Annotated in this window: 17 protein-coding genes; 5 read left to right on the plus strand and 12 right to left on the minus strand. The window is 64.7% G+C overall.

Going from position 1 to position 17,229, the window contains the following annotated elements:
• Positions 1-47: 47 nt before the first annotated feature.
• The 10 genes from ACK4HL_RS11565 to ACK4HL_RS11610 all read right to left on the minus strand — a co-directional run bounded on the left by ACK4HL_RS11565 (position 48) and on the right by ACK4HL_RS11610 (position 8,966).
• Complete coding sequence (locus tag ACK4HL_RS11565; RefSeq protein ID WP_409760404.1) at positions 48-791, minus strand: DUF2259 domain-containing protein; 744 nt, start codon at positions 789-791, stop codon at positions 48-50.
• 3 nt (positions 792-794) lie between these two features.
• Entirely contained in the window at positions 795-1,031 is a 237-nt protein-coding gene (locus ACK4HL_RS11570) for an Lrp/AsnC ligand binding domain-containing protein (RefSeq protein WP_409760406.1), read from the minus strand.
• 10 nt (positions 1,032-1,041) lie between these two features.
• Complete coding sequence (locus tag ACK4HL_RS11575) at positions 1,042-2,181, minus strand: branched-chain amino acid ABC transporter substrate-binding protein (protein WP_409760408.1); 1,140 nt, start codon at positions 2,179-2,181, stop codon at positions 1,042-1,044.
• A 105-nt stretch (positions 2,182-2,286) separates the two neighbouring features.
• Positions 2,287-3,402 carry a branched-chain amino acid ABC transporter substrate-binding protein gene (locus tag ACK4HL_RS11580; RefSeq protein WP_409760410.1) on the minus strand — a complete coding sequence of 372 codons (1,116 nt, stop codon included), beginning with the start codon at positions 3,400-3,402 and terminating at the stop codon, positions 2,287-2,289.
• A gap of 80 nt (positions 3,403-3,482) precedes the next feature.
• On the minus strand, positions 3,483-4,598 hold the full coding sequence (locus tag ACK4HL_RS11585) for a branched-chain amino acid ABC transporter substrate-binding protein (protein ID WP_409760412.1): 1,116 nt from the start codon (positions 4,596-4,598) through the stop codon (positions 3,483-3,485).
• Between the two features lie 108 nt (positions 4,599-4,706).
• On the minus strand, positions 4,707-5,048 hold the full coding sequence (locus ACK4HL_RS11590; protein WP_409760414.1) for a DUF6867 family protein: 342 nt from the start codon (positions 5,046-5,048) through the stop codon (positions 4,707-4,709).
• Positions 5,049-5,051: 3 nt separating this feature from the next.
• A complete protein-coding gene (locus ACK4HL_RS11595; RefSeq protein ID WP_409760416.1) occupies positions 5,052-5,774 on the minus strand; it encodes an ABC transporter ATP-binding protein in 723 nt (240 codons plus the stop codon).
• The gene (locus tag ACK4HL_RS11600; protein ID WP_409760418.1) at positions 5,771-6,637 is read right to left on the minus strand and encodes an ABC transporter ATP-binding protein; all 867 of its coding nucleotides are present in this window, start codon (positions 6,635-6,637) and stop codon (positions 5,771-5,773) included. The genes ACK4HL_RS11595 and ACK4HL_RS11600 overlap by 4 nt, the downstream gene beginning before the upstream one ends.
• Positions 6,637-8,028, minus strand: a complete 1,392-nt coding sequence (gene livM / locus ACK4HL_RS11605; protein WP_409760420.1) for a high-affinity branched-chain amino acid ABC transporter permease LivM — start codon at positions 8,026-8,028, stop codon at positions 6,637-6,639. Before livM ends, ACK4HL_RS11600 begins: the two co-directional genes overlap by 1 nt.
• Before the next feature lie 2 nt (positions 8,029-8,030).
• Positions 8,031-8,966, minus strand: a complete 936-nt coding sequence (locus tag ACK4HL_RS11610; RefSeq protein ID WP_409760422.1) for an ABC transporter permease subunit — start codon at positions 8,964-8,966, stop codon at positions 8,031-8,033.
• Positions 8,967-9,181: 215 nt separating this feature from the next.
• Here ACK4HL_RS11610 and ACK4HL_RS11615 point away from each other — a divergent pair, with 215 nt between their 5' ends.
• From ACK4HL_RS11615 to ACK4HL_RS11630, 4 genes are read left to right on the plus strand one after another with little or no spacing between them, the layout of a single operon-like run.
• Entirely contained in the window at positions 9,182-9,718 is a 537-nt protein-coding gene (locus ACK4HL_RS11615; protein WP_409760424.1) for a PadR family transcriptional regulator, read from the plus strand.
• Between the two features lie 18 nt (positions 9,719-9,736).
• Positions 9,737-10,879, plus strand: a complete 1,143-nt coding sequence (locus ACK4HL_RS11620; protein ID WP_409760426.1) for an efflux RND transporter periplasmic adaptor subunit — start codon at positions 9,737-9,739, stop codon at positions 10,877-10,879.
• Between the two features lie 10 nt (positions 10,880-10,889).
• Positions 10,890-14,060 carry an efflux RND transporter permease subunit gene (locus ACK4HL_RS11625; protein WP_409760428.1) on the plus strand — a complete coding sequence of 1,057 codons (3,171 nt, stop codon included), beginning with the start codon at positions 10,890-10,892 and terminating at the stop codon, positions 14,058-14,060.
• 5 nt (positions 14,061-14,065) lie between these two features.
• Entirely contained in the window at positions 14,066-14,872 is an 807-nt protein-coding gene (locus ACK4HL_RS11630; RefSeq protein ID WP_409760430.1) for an NYN domain-containing protein, read from the plus strand.
• Positions 14,873-14,890: 18 nt separating this feature from the next.
• Here the strand turns inward: ACK4HL_RS11630 and ACK4HL_RS11635 are convergent, their stop codons facing one another.
• Positions 14,891-16,102, minus strand: a complete 1,212-nt coding sequence (locus ACK4HL_RS11635) for a pyridoxal phosphate-dependent aminotransferase (RefSeq protein ID WP_409760432.1) — start codon at positions 16,100-16,102, stop codon at positions 14,891-14,893.
• A gap of 63 nt (positions 16,103-16,165) precedes the next feature.
• Here ACK4HL_RS11635 and ACK4HL_RS11640 point away from each other — a divergent pair, with 63 nt between their 5' ends.
• Positions 16,166-16,525 carry a hypothetical protein gene (locus tag ACK4HL_RS11640; protein ID WP_409760434.1) on the plus strand — a complete coding sequence of 120 codons (360 nt, stop codon included), beginning with the start codon at positions 16,166-16,168 and terminating at the stop codon, positions 16,523-16,525.
• Between the two features lie 4 nt (positions 16,526-16,529).
• Here the strand turns inward: ACK4HL_RS11640 and ACK4HL_RS11645 are convergent, their stop codons facing one another.
• Positions 16,530-17,228, minus strand: a complete 699-nt coding sequence (locus ACK4HL_RS11645; RefSeq protein WP_409760436.1) for a formylglycine-generating enzyme family protein — start codon at positions 17,226-17,228, stop codon at positions 16,530-16,532.
• Position 17,229: the final 1 nt, after the last annotated feature.

A 17,229-nucleotide genomic window follows, 5' to 3' on the forward strand; every position in this document is an offset into this window, starting at 1 on the left:
TTCCGCCGCCCGCTTAACAAATCCGGGCGTGTCGTGCGAGTGCGAAGTTACTCGCTCACCGCGAAGGGCACCGCGATCAGGCGGTGGTTCGCGCCTTCGAATCCGCGGGCATAGACGCCCACGATGGCGACGAGTCGGTCGGTTACCGGAAGGCCCGCCTGCGCCACCACGGCGACCATGTCGTATCCCACGGGGCAGTGGCGCGAGGCGGGGATGCTCTTGTCCTCGTGGATGACCCGGCTGGTGCCGGCGTGATAGTCCCGTAGAGTGAGGCGGAAGCCGTAGCTCTCGCCGTCCTCCGCCGGGCATTCCGCGGGCCGGGGCAGGGCGATATCCTCCACCAGGAGTTCATGCCGGCCCAGCACGTCTGAGGCGTTTCCGGTGCGTGCCCCCATGGATTGATACCAGCGGTCGAAGGCGATGCGCTGCCGGTCCGCCGAGACTTCGGTCGCGGGCATTGCCGCCAGCAGCATCGCGGGTTCGTTGATCCCATGTGCCGCGAGAGCGCCGGTGGCCGCACCCCGCGCCTTTTCCCGGGCGGCGGCGACCGTGGCGTTTTCGTCCTCGACCAGCGCACGGTAGGGCGAGCCCTTCACCCATTCATTCGCCTTGAGATCGACGATGAACACGTCCCAATAGGGAAAGCCCGAACCGTCCTGCACGCCGAATTGCTCGAAGGCGAAATAGCGGCTGTCAGGCGAATAGCCGATGAGGCCGAGGGCCGCGCCGTCCGCCGCCAGGCTCCTGCCGCATCCGAGAAGCACGAGAAGCACGGCGAAGAGCAAGCGCATGACTCAGAACGCCTTGAAGGTGATGAGGGTGTAGGTGTCCCGGATTCCGGGAATGGACTGGATCTTCTGGGCCACGAAGTGCCCCACGTCTTCCTTCTCGTCGAGATAAAACTTCACCAGCAGGTCATAGCCGCCGGCCGTTGAATAGATCTCCGACGCGATCTCGGCATCGGCAATGGCGGTCGCTACCTCGTAGGACTTTCCGAGCTCGCATTTGATCTGCACGAAAAAGGCGCGCATGTAGGCTCCGTCAGGGTGTTGTGTCGAGGACAGGGGGATCGAGGGTCGCCGGGTCTATCTCGATGTAGCGCCCGCCGTCCCATCTGAACCAGGCGATGCGGGGCGACATGAGATCGCCCTTGGCGTCGAACTGGACGGGGCCCACCACCGTGTTCACACGGTTGCCGGCGCGCAGCCACTGGGCGATGCGGGTACTGTCGGTGCCGCCGGTGGCCTCAGCGGCGGCCACCCAGACCTGTACGGCGGCATAGGCGTAGAGCGTGAAGCCCTCGGCGCTCTGCTCCTCCGCGCGCAAACGCTCGACGAGCGAGCGGGCGGATTGCAGCTTGCGCGGATCGAAGGTGAAGGTTACCAGAGTGCCTTCGGCCGCCTCCTTCGCCGTGTTGGCGAAATCCTCGGAGACGAGCGAGTCCCCGGCGACGATCTGTGCGGAGGAACCCGCAGCCCTGAGGGCTCTCGCGAGAAGCCCGCCTTCCACGTAGGAGCCGGCGAAGTAGACGACCTCGACGCCCGCCGCCGCGAGGCGTTCCGCCAGCGCGCCGAACTCCTTGCTGCCCGCCTTGAAGCTCTCTTCAGCCGCAGGGGCGATGCCTTTCTCCACCAGCACGGCACGGAAGCGGGAGGCAAGGCCCGCCGGGCCGGGCGCCTGGTCGTTCACGATGGCGATCTTGCGGCCGGGAAATTTCTCGATCACGAGCCGGGCCGCGGCCGCCGCCTGGTCGTCGTCGCGCGGCACCAGGCGCAGGACGTTCCAGGGTCCCTCGTCAGTGAGCTTGGGGTGGGAGGAAGCCGGGCTGATCTGCACGATGCCGGCCTTGGCATAGACCTGCGAGGCGGGGATCGAGGCACCCGAACAATAATGCCCGATCACCGCCTTCACCCCTTCCGAGACGAATCCGGTGGCCACCTCCACGGCTTTCCGCGGGTCGCAGCCGTCGTCGCCGAAGGTCACGGCGAGCCTCTCGCCGCGCAGGCCGCCGGTGGCATTGAGGTCGCTGACCGCCACCTCCACGCCGCGGCGGAGCTGCTCGCCCAGCGCGGCGTTGGCGCCGGAGAAAGGGCCTGCCGCACCGAGCAGCACATCGGCCCGCGCCGGCATGCTGCCGAGCAGGAGGGCGGCCAAGGCGATGGTGAGGCTGGTTCTGGCCATGGTGGGTGTTCGCAGGCAGCCACTATCGGGCCTTCGGCAGTGCGGCGCAAGAAAAAGGACCCGCGCATCCTTATGCGCGGGCCCCCAGTCATGACGAGGCAGGACTTACTGGATCGAGGGATCCTCGAAATACTTGCCGTCCTTGAAGGTGTACCAGACGTAGACGGGGTTCACGAGGTCGCCCTTGGCATCGAGCGTGATGTCGCCCAGCACCGTTTTCGTGGTATTGCCGGCGCGCAGCCACTCGGCGATCTTCTGCGGATCGTTCGACTTCGTGGCCTCGGCCGCCTGCTTCATCATCTCGAAGGCGGCATAGGTGTAGAGCGTGTAGCCCTCCGGATCGTAGCCGGCGGTCTTGAACTGCTCCACGATCGCGTTGGCGGAAGGGAAGTTCCGCGGGTCGGGCGCGAAGGTGAAGATCAGGTTCTCGGCGGCCTTGCCGGCGATGGTCCACAGCTCGGCCGAGTTCATCGAATCGCCCGACACCATCCTGGCATTGAGACCCTGCTCGCCCATCTGCTTCAGGATGAGGCCGGCTTCGGGATGGTAGCCGCCGAAATACACCGCTTCCACGCCCGCATCCTTGAGCTTGGAGACAAGGGCGGAATAGTCCTTTTCGCCGGGGTTGATCGACTCGTTCAGCGCTTCGGTGAGACCAGCGGCGTTCATCGCCTTGCGGGTCTCGTCGGCGAGGCCCTTGCCATAGGCCGACTTGTCGTCGACGATGGCCACCTTCTTGCCGGCATAGTTCTTGGACAGGAACGCGCCCGCCACCTTGCCCTGCGCGTCGTCGCGGCCGCAGACGCGGGCCACGTTCCAGCCGCCCTCGTCGGTGAGCTTGGGGTTGGTGGAGGCCGGGGAAATCATCAGGATTCCCTCTTCCTCATAGACCTTGGAGGCGGGGATCGAGGAGCCCGAGCAGAGGTGCCCGGCCACGAACTTGACGCCCTTCGAAGCCATCTGGTTGGCGACGTTCACCGCCTGCTTCGGGTCGCAGGCATCGTCACCGATTTCCAGCACCAGCTTCTCGCCATTGATGCCGCCGGCAGCGTTGATGTCCTCCACCGCCTTCTTGGCGCCCTGGCTGTATTGCTCGCCAAGGGCGGCCAGCTGGCCGGTGATCGGGCCAACGGTGGCCACGGTGATGTCGGCCAGAGCCGAGGTGGCGGAAAGAACGGCGGCGAAGCTGAAGGCAACGCCGGTGAGTACGAACTTGTTCATGCACTTTCTCCCTGATTGACTGTTGTTGTTGGCCGTCAAAGAAGAAAGTGCCTGCCGCAGGGCAGGCACTTCCAGAGCACTTACTGGATCGAGGGATCCTCGAAATACTTGCCGTCCTTGAAGGTGTACCAGACATACTTGGGATCGGTCAGGTCGCCCTTCGAGTCGAGCTTGATCTCGCCCAGCACGGTCGGCACCGCGTTGCCGGCGCGCAGCCACTCGGCGATCTTCTGGTTGTCCGTGGACTTGGTGGCTTCCGCCGCCGCCTTGTACATCTCGAAGGCGGCATAGGTGTAGAGCGTGTAGCCCTCCGGATCGTAGCCCGAGGCCTTGAACTCATCCACCACCTTCTTGGCGGTCTCGAAGTTGCGCGGTTCCGGAGCGAAGGTGAAGATCAGGTTCTCGGCGGCCTTGCCGGCGATGGTCCACAGCTCGGCCGCATTCATCGAGTCGCCCGAGAGCATGCGGGCATTGAGGCCCTGCTCGCCCATCTGCTTCAGGATGAGGCCGGCTTCCGGATGGTAGCCGCCGAAATAGAGGGCTTCGACGCCCGCATCCTTGAGCTTGGAGACGAGAGCCGAATAGTCCTTCTCGCCGGCGTTGATCGACTCGTTCAGGACTTCCGTGAGGCCGGCCGCGTTCATCGCCTTGCGGGTCTCGTCGGCGAGGCCCTTGCCATAGGCCGACTTGTCGTCGACGATGGCCACCTTCTTGCCGGCATAGGACTTGGCCAGGAATGCGCCCGCCACCTTGCCCTGCGCGTCGTCGCGGCCGCAGACGCGGGCCACGTTCCATCCGCCCTCGTCGGTGAACTTCGGGTTGGTGGAGGCCGGCGTGATCTGCAGGATGCCCTCTTCCTCATAAACCTTGGAAGCGGGGATCGAGGAACCGGAGCAGAAGTGACCGGCCACGAACTTCACGCCCTTCGACGCGAGCTGGTTGGCGACGTTCACCGCCTGCTTCGGGTCGCAGGCATCATCGCCCATTTCGAGCACCAGCTTTTCGCCATTGATGCCGCCGGCGGCGTTGATGTCTTCCACCGCCTTCTTGGCACCCTGCGTGTACTGCTCGCCATAGGCAGCCAGTTGGCCGGTAAACGGTCCGGCAATGCCGACCGTGATGTCGGCGAGCGCGGCCGAAGCGCTGAGCGCGGCTCCGAAACCGAGCGCGACTCCGGCCAGGAGAAACTTCTTCATCTTCACGACTCCCAGGTTGGATTTATTTTCGGGTGTTTTCCGCCCCATCTCATCTTTGCTCAAAGACGATGGCTTGGAAAGAGGGAAAATGCCTTTCTAATTGGCGGTTTAGCTCTTGGTCTTCCAGCTGAGCGGGCCCGCCTGCTCATACAGCCAGGGATACTGGCGGGCCATCTTGCGGGCAAGTGTCGTCCGGTAACCGAGGAAACAGCCCACCAGCAGGACGATGAAATCGGTCACAAAATAGTGGAGCGAGGTGAGTTCCGCCTCGAACAGCGCGAAGTGCAGGAAGCGCAGCCCGGCAGCGAGGGGCACCATGGCGATGAGCGGCATCCACGCGGGTCGCCACTTCATGGCGAAGCCGCGCCCCGCCAGGAAAGCGGCCCCGCCGCCGAAGAAGACGGTCATGATCAGGAAGATCCACAGGTTGTCTTCGACGAAGAGCGACATGGCTCAGTGTCCTCCTTCCAGATAGGCGGCGCGCACCTCGGGCTTCGACAGGAGTTCCCGGCCGGTTCCGGACATGGTGATGCGGCCGTTCACCATCACATAGCCGCGGTGGGCGAGCTTCAGCGCGTGATAGGCGTTTTGCTCCACCAGGAACACGGTGAGCCCCTCGGTGCGGTTCAGTTCCTTGATCGCCTCGAAGATCTGCTTGACGATCAGCGGCGCGAGGCCGAGCGAAGGTTCGTCGAGCAGAAGCAGGCGGGGCCGCGACATCAGCGCCCGGGCGATGGCCAGCATCTGCTGCTCGCCGCCCGAAAGCGTGCCGCCGCGCTGCGACTGGCGCTTCTCGAGAATGGGAAACATCTTGAAGGCGCGCGCCAGATCCTGGCCGAAGTGCTGAGGGTCGCTGACGGTGGCCCCCATCTGCAGGTTCTCGAGCACGGTCATGCGCGGGAAGATGCGCCGCCCCTCGGGAGACTGCGAGATGCCGAGTTGCGCGATCTTGTGCACCGGCAGCTGGGTGATGTCCTTCCCGTCGAAATGGATGGAGCCCGTGCGCGCGCGTGGCGTGCCGCAGATGGTCATCATCAGCGTCGACTTGCCGGCGCCGTTGGAACCGATGAGCGTGACGATCTCGCCCTGGTTCACCTCCATGTCGATGCCCTTGAGCGCCTGGATTTTGCCGTAGAAGGTCTGGACGCCGCGGACCTGGAGCAGGTTCTGGCTCATGACTTGTCTCCCACGGCCTCGGCAACCGCCGTTGCGGCGATGGCATCTTCCTCCTCGTCTTCGACACCGAGGTAGGCACGGATGACGGCGGGATCGGACTTCACGTGGGCGGGATCGCCGTCGGAAATCTTCTGGCCGTAGTCCAGCACCACGATGTGATCGGAAATGCCCATCACCACGCTCATGTCGTGCTCGATGAGCAGGATCGAAATGTCGTTCTCCGAGCGGATCGACTTGAGGAGCTTGTTGAGTTCATCGGATTCCCGGGGGTTGAGGCCTGCGGCCGGCTCGTCGAGGCAGAGGAGCCGCGGAGCGGTGCACATGGCACGCGCGATCTCGAGCCGGCGCTGGTCGCCGTAGGGCAGGTCGCCCGCCGGATCGTCGGCCCGGTCGATGAGCCTCACCTTCTCGAGCCAGGCCTTCGCAAGCTCGATCGCGTCCTTTTCGGCGCGGCGGAAATGTCCGCTGCCGAGCACGCCGCCGACCGTGTAGCCCGACGCCCTCATCAGCTTGTTGTGCTGCGCCACCATCAGGTTCTCGAGCACGGTCATGCCCGAGAACAGGCGGATGTTCTGGAAGGTGCGCGCCACGCCGGCGATCTGGGAGATCCTGAAATCGTCCATCCGCTCCAGTAGGAATTCCTTCCCTTCGCCGTGGCGGAGCAGGATGCGCCCCTCCGTCGGCTTGTAGAAGCCCGTGATGCAGTTGAAGACGGTGGTCTTGCCTGCGCCGTTCGGGCCGATGATGGCCGTGATCTCGCGCGGAAACGCGTCGAAGGAGAGATCCGAGATGGCGGTGAGGCCGCCAAAGCGCATCGTCAGGTGCTCGACCGAGAGCACCGGTGTTCTGCTGTCGGTTGCCATCAGCCGTGTCCTTCCTTCACGAGGTCGCTCGAAACCGCCTTCCGTTCCTTGAGGAACACGGTGGGCTGGCGCCTCGTCACGAAGCCGCGCGGCCGGAAACGCATCATCAGCACCATGGCGAGGCCCACCGCCAGCATGCGGAAGTGCACGGGATCGGTGCCCTCGGGCAGGTATTGCTGGAACACCGACAGCTCACGGAACAGTTCGAAGGAACCCATGATGGCGATCGCCGCGAACACGATGCCGATCTGCGATCCGAGCCCGCCCAGCACCACGATCGCGAGGATGATGGCGCTCTCGATGAACACGAAGGATTCAGGCGACACGAAACCCTGGCGGGCGGCGAAGAACGACCCCGCGAATCCGCCGAAGGCTGCGCCGATGGCGAAGGCCGTGAGCTTGGTGTTGGTCGTGTTGATGCCGAGCGAACGGCAGGCGATCTCGTCCTCGCGCAGCGCTTCCCAGGCGCGCCCGATGGGCAGGCGCCGCAGCCGGTTGGTGACGACATAGGTCAGCAGCGCCAGGCCCAGGATCACGTAATAGAGGAAGATGTAGTAGAAGATGCGGTTGTGCTCGATGCCGAAGAAGGACGCGAAGCCGCCTTCGCCGGCCGCGAAGGGCAGGCCGAAGAAGGTGGCCTTCGGCACGGTGATGCCCTGAGGGCCGTTGGTGAAGTCGAACCAGTTGATGAGCACGAGCCGGATGATCTCGCCGAAGGCGAGCGTCACGATGGCGAGATAGTCGCCTCTCAGCCGCAGCACCGGGAAACCCAGAATCACGCCCCAGAGTGCGGCGAGCACGCCCGCCAGCGGCAGCGTGATGTAGAAGGCCCAGGGCACGATGCCGTCCCCGAACCAGTAGGGGAAATAGACGGTGGAGAGCAGGGCATAGGCATAGGCCCCGACGGCGTAGAAGGCCACGTAGCCGAGGTCGAGGAGACCGGCGAGGCCCACCACGATGTTGAGGCCCCACGCGAGCATGATGTAGGTGAGGATGTATATGCCGAGGTCTATGGTGCGGCGGTCGCCGCCCGAGAGAACGGGCAGCAGGATGGCGAGCGCCACCATGACCGGGAACACCCAGGGGCCGATGCGGTCCGCCAGCCCTTCACGCGTTCTGGCGCCCGGCTTCGCCGATGGAAGTGCCGAGGACGCGCGGTTCCACACGAACAGGTGCATCAGCAGGCGGACCGCGAGCACGATGGCCAGGATGACGACCACCGTTTCCCAGCGCGACTCGAGGACCAGCGAATATTGGGTGATCACCGACTTGTAGGCGACGATCGGAACCAGGATCAGCAGGGTGACGATGGCAGTGCCGATCAGGTCCCTGGCAATTGCGGCGACGTCGTAGCGGCGGCGTGGGTTCTGGGCGAGGTCTTGCGCGGACATGATCAGACCTTCTCCACTTCGGGTTTCCCGAGCAGCCCTTGCGGCAGGAAGATCAGCACGATCGCCAGCACGGTGAAGGCGGCCACGTCCTTGTATTCGACCGTGAAATACGCCGACCACATGGTTTCAATAAGGCCGATGATGAGCCCGCCGAGCATGGCGCCGGGCAGCGATCCGATGCCGCCGAGCACCGCCGCGGTGAACGCCTTGATGCCTGCCAGGAAGCCCACGAAGAAGTCCGTGACGCCGTAATAGAGGAAGAACATCAGCCCGGCGAAGGCGGCGAGCGCCGCACCCATGATGAAGGTGACGGAGATCGTGCGGTCGACGTCGATGCCGAGCAGCGAGGCCATCTTCATGTCCTGTTCGCAGGCGCGCTGGGCCCGGCCGAGGGAGGTCTTCTGGATCAGGATCGTGAAGACCGCCATCAGGATGAGGGTCGACACGATGATCAGAATCTGCATGTTCGTCAACCGGACGATGAATTCGCCCTGTTCCGTTATCCGGGTCATGAGTTCGTAGCCGCCGGTGACGATGGGCTGCACCGGCTTCGGGCGGCCCTCCTGGTTCACGCGGACGAACTCCTGCAGCACGATCGACATGCCGATGGCCGAGATGAGGGGGGCCAGCCGGAACGAACCGCGCAGCGGCTTGTAAGCGAGCCGTTCGATGGTCCAGTTATAGGCCGAGGAAACGACCATGGCGACGAGTGCGACCAGGACCAGGGACAGCAGGATCAGCAGAACCCCGCTGCCCCCCGTGAGACCGATGCCGAGGACCACCAGAAAGGCCGCCACCGAACCCACCATGAACACGTCGCCGTGGGCGAAATTGATCATGCCGATGATGCCGTAGACCATGGTGTAGCCGATGGCGATGAGTCCGTAGATCGACCCCAGGGTCACCCCGTTGATCAGCTGTTGGAGAAAATACTCCATAAGCCCCCCTTTGAATTACGATTTGGCGCGTTTGTTTTGCTGCCCTTGAGTTGTCATAGACAGATCGATTTTCGAACACAAGCGCGGCGCGAAATGTAATCGGTCTTGCATGCCGGCTTGTGTATTATCTCGCATTCTGGGCTTGTGTATTATACTGAACCGATATATATCGCCCCGTCATCTATCGAACCGGCATATATCGGACCGTCATTGACATGAACGTCAGAACACTTTGCCTCGGCGTGCTCTCCACGGGCGAGGCCTCCGGCTACGAAATCAAGAAGGAGATCGAGGAGGGGCTGTTCAGCCACTTCATCGACGCCAGCTTCGGCTCGATCTACCCGGCCCTGACCCAGCTTGCCGGCGAGGGGCTGGTGACCGTTCGCGCCGAGGAGCAGTCCGGCAGGCCGGACAAGAAGGTCTATGCCATCACCGAGAAGGGCCGCGAGGCGCTCGCCCGCTCGATTTCGGTTGTGCCGGCGCGCGACAAGTACAAGTCGGAGTTTCTGTTCCAAATGCTGCTGAAGCAGTACATCACGCCCGCGGTGATGCTGGCGGCGATCGAGAAGCAACTCTCCGATCTGAACGCCGATCTCGCGCGTATCGCCGAGTGCAAGTGCACGGAGCAACCCCATGCCGGGGCGCGCTTCGTGGCGGATTACGGCGAGGCCGTGCTTTCGGCCGCCGTGCGTGTGCTGACGGAAAAGAAGGCCGAGCTCCTGCGCCCCACGATGGCGCCGGCGGCCGAGTGATTTTTGGGAACGAAGAACATGATACGCCGCATCCTCTATCTCCTGCTCGTCACCGTCATATTGGGCGGCCTGGCGGGCGCCATCGCCTTCTATGCCTTCGACTTCAAGCCGAAGATGCTGGCCGAGGTGATCATGGGTGCCCCGCGCCCGGCCGAGACCGTCTCCGCCGAGCCCGCCCGCACCGACAGCTGGCAGCCGCAGATTTCGGGCATCGGCACGCTCACCGCCTTCCAGGGCATCGACATCACGCCCCAGGTGGGAGGCATCGTAACCGAGCTCAATTTCGAGTCTGGCCAGGACGTCAGCAAGGGCGATCTCCTGGTGAAGCTCGACACCGAGACCGAGGAAGCGGACATCCGCTCGATCGAGGCCGAACTCGCCAACAACGCCAGTGAACTGCAGCGGCGCGAGGGCCTCGTGAAGAAGGGCATCGTGGCGATCACGGAACTCGACGCCTTGAAGACGAGGAAGCGCGTCCTGCAGGCAACGCTCGACCGGCGCAAGGCCGAGGTGGCTCAGAAATTCATCTATGCGCCATGGGACGGCCGCGTCGGCCTCAAGGAGATCGCGCTCGGAAGCTACCTGGCGCCGGGCCAGAAGATCGTGTGGCTGCAGAAGATCGATCCGATCTATGTCGACTTCACCGTCACCGAGGCCGATTTCGGCCGCATCGGGCTCGGCCAGAAGGTCACCGCCAGCTTCAACGCCTATCCCGGCGAGAGCTTCACGGGAAAGATCGCCACGACCGATGCCCGCGTGTCCGACACCAGCCGCATGATCACGGTCCGGGCGGAGATCGCCAACCCGGACAAGAAGCTGGTGCCCGGCATGTATGCGAGCGTGCTGGTCGATTCCGGCGAACCGGAGCAGGTCGTCACCGTTCCACAGACGGCCGTGACCTATTCGCTCTATGGCGACAATGTCTTCGTGGTGGTGCCTGCCAGGCAGGCCGATCCCAAGGCGAAGGAGGACGAACTCGCCATCGAGCGCCGCTTCGTCAAGACCGGCCAGGTGCGTGACGGCCGCGTCGCCATCGAGAGCGGCCTGAAGCCCGGCGACCGGGTGGTCACCGCGGGGCACAACAAGATCGACCAGGGCAGCAAGGTCGTGATCGACAACTCGATCGCGCTCAAGCTCCAGGACACGAGCACCATCCAGTAAGGGCCGCGCGATGCATTTCACCGACATCTTCGTGAAGCGGCCCGTCCTTGCGACAGTGGTCAGCCTGCTGATCCTGCTGGCGGGCCTCCAGGCCGTACTCCAACTGCCGATCCGCCAGTTCCCGGAGGTGTCGGACACCAAGATCGAAGTCACCACCGTCTATCCCGGCGCCAACGCAGACCAGATCAAGGGCTTCATCACCACGCCTCTTCAGCAGGCCGTCGCCTCGACCGAGGGTGTGGACATCATCGAGTCGCGCTCCTCGCAGAACGTCTCGACCATCACGCTGAAGCTGAGGCTCGACGCCGACGCCGACCGGGCGCTGGCCGACGTGCTCTCGAAGGTCAACGAGGTGAAGGGCGTCCTCCCCGAAGAGGCGAACGACCCCGTCGTGAAGCGCACCACGGGCGCGGGCTTCGCGCTGATGTACATCAGCTTCAAGTCCGACCAGATGTCGGCGCCGCAGATCTCGGACTATCTCGACCGCGTGGTGAAGCCGAAGCTCCAGGCCATCAACGGCGTCGCTTCCGCCGAGATCCTGGGCGGTTCGACCTTCGCCATGCGCGTCTGGCTCGATCCGGAGAAGATGGCCTCGCTCGGCATCACCCCGCTCGACATCCGCCAAGCGCTGGCCGCCAACAACTTCACCACCGCGGCGGGCGAGGTGAAGGCGGACTTCACGCAACAGAACATCAACGCACAGACCTCGCTCGAAACGCCCGAGCAGTTCGAGAACCTCGTGGTGGCGACGAAGGGCGATACGGTGATTCGCCTCGGCCAGGTGGCGACCGTCGATCTCGGTCCCGAGAACTACAATTCCACCTCCGCCTTCGACGGCCTCAAGGCGGTGTTCATGGGCATCCAGACGACGCCCGACGCCAACCCGCTCACCGTCATCGCCCAGGTGCGCGAAGCCATGCCGGACGTGCAGCGCATGCTGCCCTCGGGCCTCGAGGCCGACATCGCCTATGACGCCACCGAGTTCATCAACGCCTCGATCTGGGAGGTTGGCAAGACGCTGCTCGAGGCGGGCGCGATCGTCATCGTGGTCATCTTCCTGTTCCTCGGCAACATCCGCTCCACCATCATTCCGGTGGTCACCATCCCGCTCTCGCTCATCGGCGTGGCGCTGGTGCTGGTGGCCTTCGGCTACTCGATCAACCTGCTGACGCTGCTCGCGCTCGTGCTGGCGATCGGCCTCGTCGTCGACGACGCGATCGTGGTGGTGGAGAACATCCACCGCCACATCGAGGAGGGCATGCGGCCCTTCGATGCCGCGCTCAAGGGCGCGCGCGAGATCACCGGCCCGGTCATCGCCATGACGATCACGCTCGCCGCGGTCTACGCGCCGATCGGCTTCACTTCGGGCCTCACCGGCGCGCTGTTCCGCGAATTCGCCTTCACGCTGGCGGGTGCGGTCATCGTCTCGGGGATCATCGCTCTCACGCTGTCTCCGATGATGACGTCGAAGATGCTGAAGCCGCACGAGAAACTCTCCTGGTTCGGCCGCCTGGTGGAGCACGTCTTCGGCGGCCTCCAGCGCTTCTACCGTCGCCGGCTCGATGGAACGATCCGCCAGCGCGCCGTCTTCGCCTGGGTGGCGGTGCTGATGATCGTGCTCTCGGGCGTGCTTTACCAGGCGATCAGCCGGCAGCTCGCCCCGGCGGAGGACCAAGGCGTCCTCTTCGCCTTCGTCAACGCGCCGGAGCATACCAACCTCGATTATCTCGGCACCTATACGGATCAGCTGACGGAAACCTTCCTCGCGGTGCCGGAGAAGCAGAACCTTTTCGCAATCAACGGCTTCCCGAACAGCCATTCGGCTTTCATGGGCCTCATCCTGAAGCCGTGGGGCGAGCGCGACCGCTCGGACCTCTCGGTGATGGGCGATCTCCAGCCGAAGTTCAAGGCGGTCTCCGGCGTCAACATATTCGCCACCGCACCCTCCGCCATCCCGGTGGGCGCGGGCGAGCTTCCGATCGAGTTCGTGCTCACCTACCCTGGCGACTACACCAGGCTCGCCGAGGTGCTGGACACGCTGAACACAGAAGCGATGAAGAGCGGGCTCTTCATCTTCACCAACGCCGACCTGCGCTTCCAGACTCCGCAGGTGGAACTCATCGTCGACAAGGACCGCGCCAACCAGCTCGGCGTCACCATGCAGGACGTTGGAGCAACCCTGGCCACGCTGCTCGGCGGCAACAACGTCAACCGCTTCACGGTCGACGGCCGCAGCTACCAGGTGATCCCGCAGGTGCCGCGCACCGAGCGGTCCAGTGTCGACCAGATCCTGAGTTACCGGGTGCGCGCCACTGACGGCCAGATGGTGCCGCTCTCGGCCTTCACCCAGGTGAGCAGGACGGTGCAGCCCAACGGCCTGGCCACCTTCCAGCAGCTCAATTCCGCCATGCTGCAGGGCGTGCCCTTCCCGGGCCGCACAATCGGCGAGGGAATCGAGTTCCTGAAGAACAAGGCCGACGAGATCATGCCGCAAGGCATGGCCTATGACTTCAAGGGCGAGAGCCGGCAGTTCGTGCAGGAAGGCAACACGCTCGCCGTCACCTTCGCCGTGGCGCTGCTGCTGATCTACCTCGTGCTCGCCGCGCAGTTCGAGAGCTTCCGCGACCCGTTCATCATCCTGATCGGCCTTCCCGCCACGGTGTTCGGCGCGCTCATCGTGCTGTTCGTCCTCGGCGAGGTCAACGGCATGCTGCAGAACAATCCGCCGGTGAACCTTGGCTCCGGCACGATCAACATCTACACCCAGATCGGCCTCGTGACGCTGATCGGCCTCATCGCAAAGCACGGCATCCTGATGGTGGAATTCGCCAACAAGCTGCAGGAGACGATGGGCTACGACAAGAACACGGCGATCAAGGAGGCCGCGGCGGTGCGCTTGCGTCCCATCCTGATGACGACGGCGGCCATGGTCATCGGCGTCGTGCCGCTGCTGATCGCCGATGGCGCGGGCGCCAAAAGCCGCTTCGACATCGGCGTCGTGATCGCCGCCGGCATGACCATCGGCACGCTGTTCACGCTGTTCATCACGCCCGCCATCTATTCCTACGTGGCGCGCGACCGCCGCCACATGCACGATCTGGAGAACGCCTCGGACGTGATCGGCCCGCCGGTGGCGGCGCCGGCCAATGATGCTGGTCTGATCCCCAAGGCGGCGGAGTAGGGACTTTGGCGGCGCCGAAACAGGCCACGAGGGCCGACACCGAGGAGCCGACCGCCCGGCTGGCGGTGCTGATCGATGCCGACAACGCGCAGGCCTCCGTCATCGAGGGCATCCTTGCGGAGGTGGCGCGGGTCGGCGAGGCGACGGTGAAGCGGATCTACGGCGACTTCACCTCATCGACCAGTTCGGCGTGGAAGAAGGTGCTGCAGAAGCACGCCATCAAGCCCGTGCAGCAGTTCGCCTACAGCACGGGCAAGAACGCCACCGACAGCACCCTCATCATCGACGCGATGGACCTGCTCTATACCCGCAAGTTCGAGGGCTTCTGCCTGGTCACCAGCGACAGCGACTTCACCGGTCTCGCCACGCGCCTGCGGGAGGAGGGACTGAAGGTGTTCGGGTTCGGAGAACGGAAGACACCGGATGCGTTCCGGAACGCCTGCCACAAGTTCGTCTTCACGGAGGTGCTGCGCCCCACTTCAACGGAAGCGGATGGCGAGTCCCCCGGCGCCAGGAGGAAGGCGGCGCCCGCCAGGGCGGCGGCGGCCGCTCCGGTGCCGAAGGCGAAGATCCCGACGCGCTTCGTGCTGGATGCGCTGGAGCAGTCCTCGGATGAGAACGGATGGGCGAGCCTGGGACGCTTCGGCCAATACCTGAACAAGCTGCAGCCGGACTTCGACCCGCGCGTCTATGGCTACAAGAAACTCTCCGATCTCGTGAAGGCCCATACCGGCCTCTTCGTAACGGAAGAGCGCACGGCGCCCGGCTCTACGGCGAAGACGACCTATCTTCGCGCCAGGCAGGGAGAATAGCGGGAGGGCCATCCCGTCTCAGGTCAGGTTCTCCAGTGCCTTCCGCATGCGCGTCATCGCCTTTTCGATCTCCGCCTCACTGCAGGCGAAGGAGAGCCGGATCGAGCCCGGGGCGCCGAATGCGGTGCCGGGAACCGTCGCCACGCCGTGCTCCTCCAGCAGCCAGTCGCACAGGGTGTCGGCGGTGTCGAGCAGGTGATTTCCTGCTTTTCTTCCGAGCAGTGCCGAGACATCGGGGAAGGCATAGAAGGTGGCGGGAATCTCGCCGATCCTCACGCCCGGAATGGCGCGGAGCCCCTCGAGCACCATGTCGCGTCGCGCCTGGTAGCGGAGACGCATGCGCTCCACCTCGTCGCGGGGCCCCTCGAGCGCGGCGATGGCGGCGCGCTGCACGAACTGGTTGGCGCCGGCCGAAACGGCGCTCTGGATGCGGCCCATGGCCCTGGCGAGCGGCTCGGCCGCCGCGGCATAGCCGAGCCGCCAGCCGGTCATGGCGAAGCCCTTCGAGAAGCCGTTCACGGTGATCGTCCGCTCGCGCATGCCGGGGAGCGACCCGATCGAGACCATCTCGCCACCGAAGATGATGTATTCGTAGATTTCATCCGACAGCACCATGAGGTGAGGATGGCCCTTCACCACGCTCGCCAGCGCTTCGAGTTCTTCCCGGGACCACACCGCGCCCGTCGGGTTTGAAGGCGAGTTCAGGATGACGAGCTTGGTGCTCGGCGTCACCGCCGCGGCGATGCGCGCCGCCGGAACCTTGTAGTCCTCCTCCACGCCGGCATGGAGCACGACGGGCGTTCCGCCCGCGAAGCGCACGAGTATCTCGTAGGATACCCAGAACGGCGCCAGCATCACCACCTCGTCGCCGGGGCCGATGATCGAGAGAATGGCATTGGCGATCGCCTGCTTGGCGCCATTCGCCACGCAGATCTCGTTTGCTCCGAAATCGAGTCCGTTCTCCGCCTTGAGCTTCCTCGAAAGGGCCGAGCGCAGTTCCGGAATGCCCATCACCGGGGAATAATGCGTGAAGCCTGCCTTCATGGCCGCGGTGGCGGCGGCCTGGATGTTCTCCGGCGTGTCGAAATCGGGCTCGCCCACGGTGAGGCTCACCACGTCCATTCCCTTCGCGCGCAGCTCACGCGCGCGTTGCGCCATGCGGATGATCGGGCCTTCGTCGGCGGATTGCGAGCGGGTTACGAGGAGCGCGGCAGGGTCGAACTGTGTCATGGTGGCGGCCTCTATACTTCGGCGCGCTTGCCCGGTCGAGCGCCGAAGGGCATAAGGCGCCGCATGCGAACCCCCCTTTCCGGCATGATTCTCCTGTGCTCCGCCGCGGCACTCCTCGCCGGCTGCAAGTCGGCCTCCAATGTGCGGATCACCCGTGACGGGCCGCAGCAGGAACAGGCGGCGGCGCGCTCCGAGCCGATCTTCTACAACGGCAAGACCTACCGGCTCGATTTCAGCCCACGCGGGCAGGGGGTCTACGACATGGCGGTCTCCGGCATGGGTCCGAAGCAGCAGAAGGATGCGGAAGCCGTGGCCACGTCGTCTCTCGGTTACTTCGCCTGCCCCGATGGCCAGCGCGGCAAGCTCCAGACGGCGCCCGCCTATGCCGACGCCAAGTGGCGCATGCAGGCCAAATGCGGCTGAAGGACTAGTTCTCCGTCACCAGCCGGAAGCCGACGTTGGCGGGCGGCGTTCCCGCGGCACAGCCGCCGCTCGCAGGATCGCGCACGAAGATCGAGAGCACGGACTGGTGCTGTCCCTCCACCTTGTATGCGGGGCAGCGGCCTTCCGGCAGCCCGTCTTTTGCGCAGCTCTCCGTCCATTCCCACACATTTCCCGCGAGATCGGAAATGCCGTTCGGGAGAGACCCGAAACCGCCGCTCGGCCTGAGAACGGCGGAAACCTTCTCCATCGCCCCATAATCCGCCGCCCAAGCGAGACGAGGATCGGTGAAGAGCTTGCGATAGGGCTTTCGCGGCAACTCCGCCGCCATGTGGTTCCATTCCTCCGAACGTGGCAGCCGGTAATCCGGGCCGTCGCCGTCATTGAGCCAGGCGATGTAGACCTCGACGTCGAGCCTGTTCACGCCGGTCATCGGCATGTCCGGCTCTCCCGGGGCGATCTCTCCGGTCAGGTCCTCGCAGGCGCCTGCCTCGGCACAGGCCCGCCAGTCCCGCCGGGTCACCTCGCGCGCCATGACGCCGAGGCTCTGGCCATCCGGCATTTCCATGCGGACGATGGGGAATTCCCGCTCCGGGACACCCGCGGGACCGAGGCCCAGGAGCGCGGCGACGGCGAGGCCCGAAAGCCCCGCCGCCGCCCATTTCAGTCCCGCAAGAGCGAGCACG

It is taken from the genome of Aestuariivirga sp. (genome assembly GCF_046294715.1).
GTDB lineage: Bacteria > Pseudomonadota > Alphaproteobacteria > Rhizobiales > Aestuariivirgaceae > Aestuariivirga.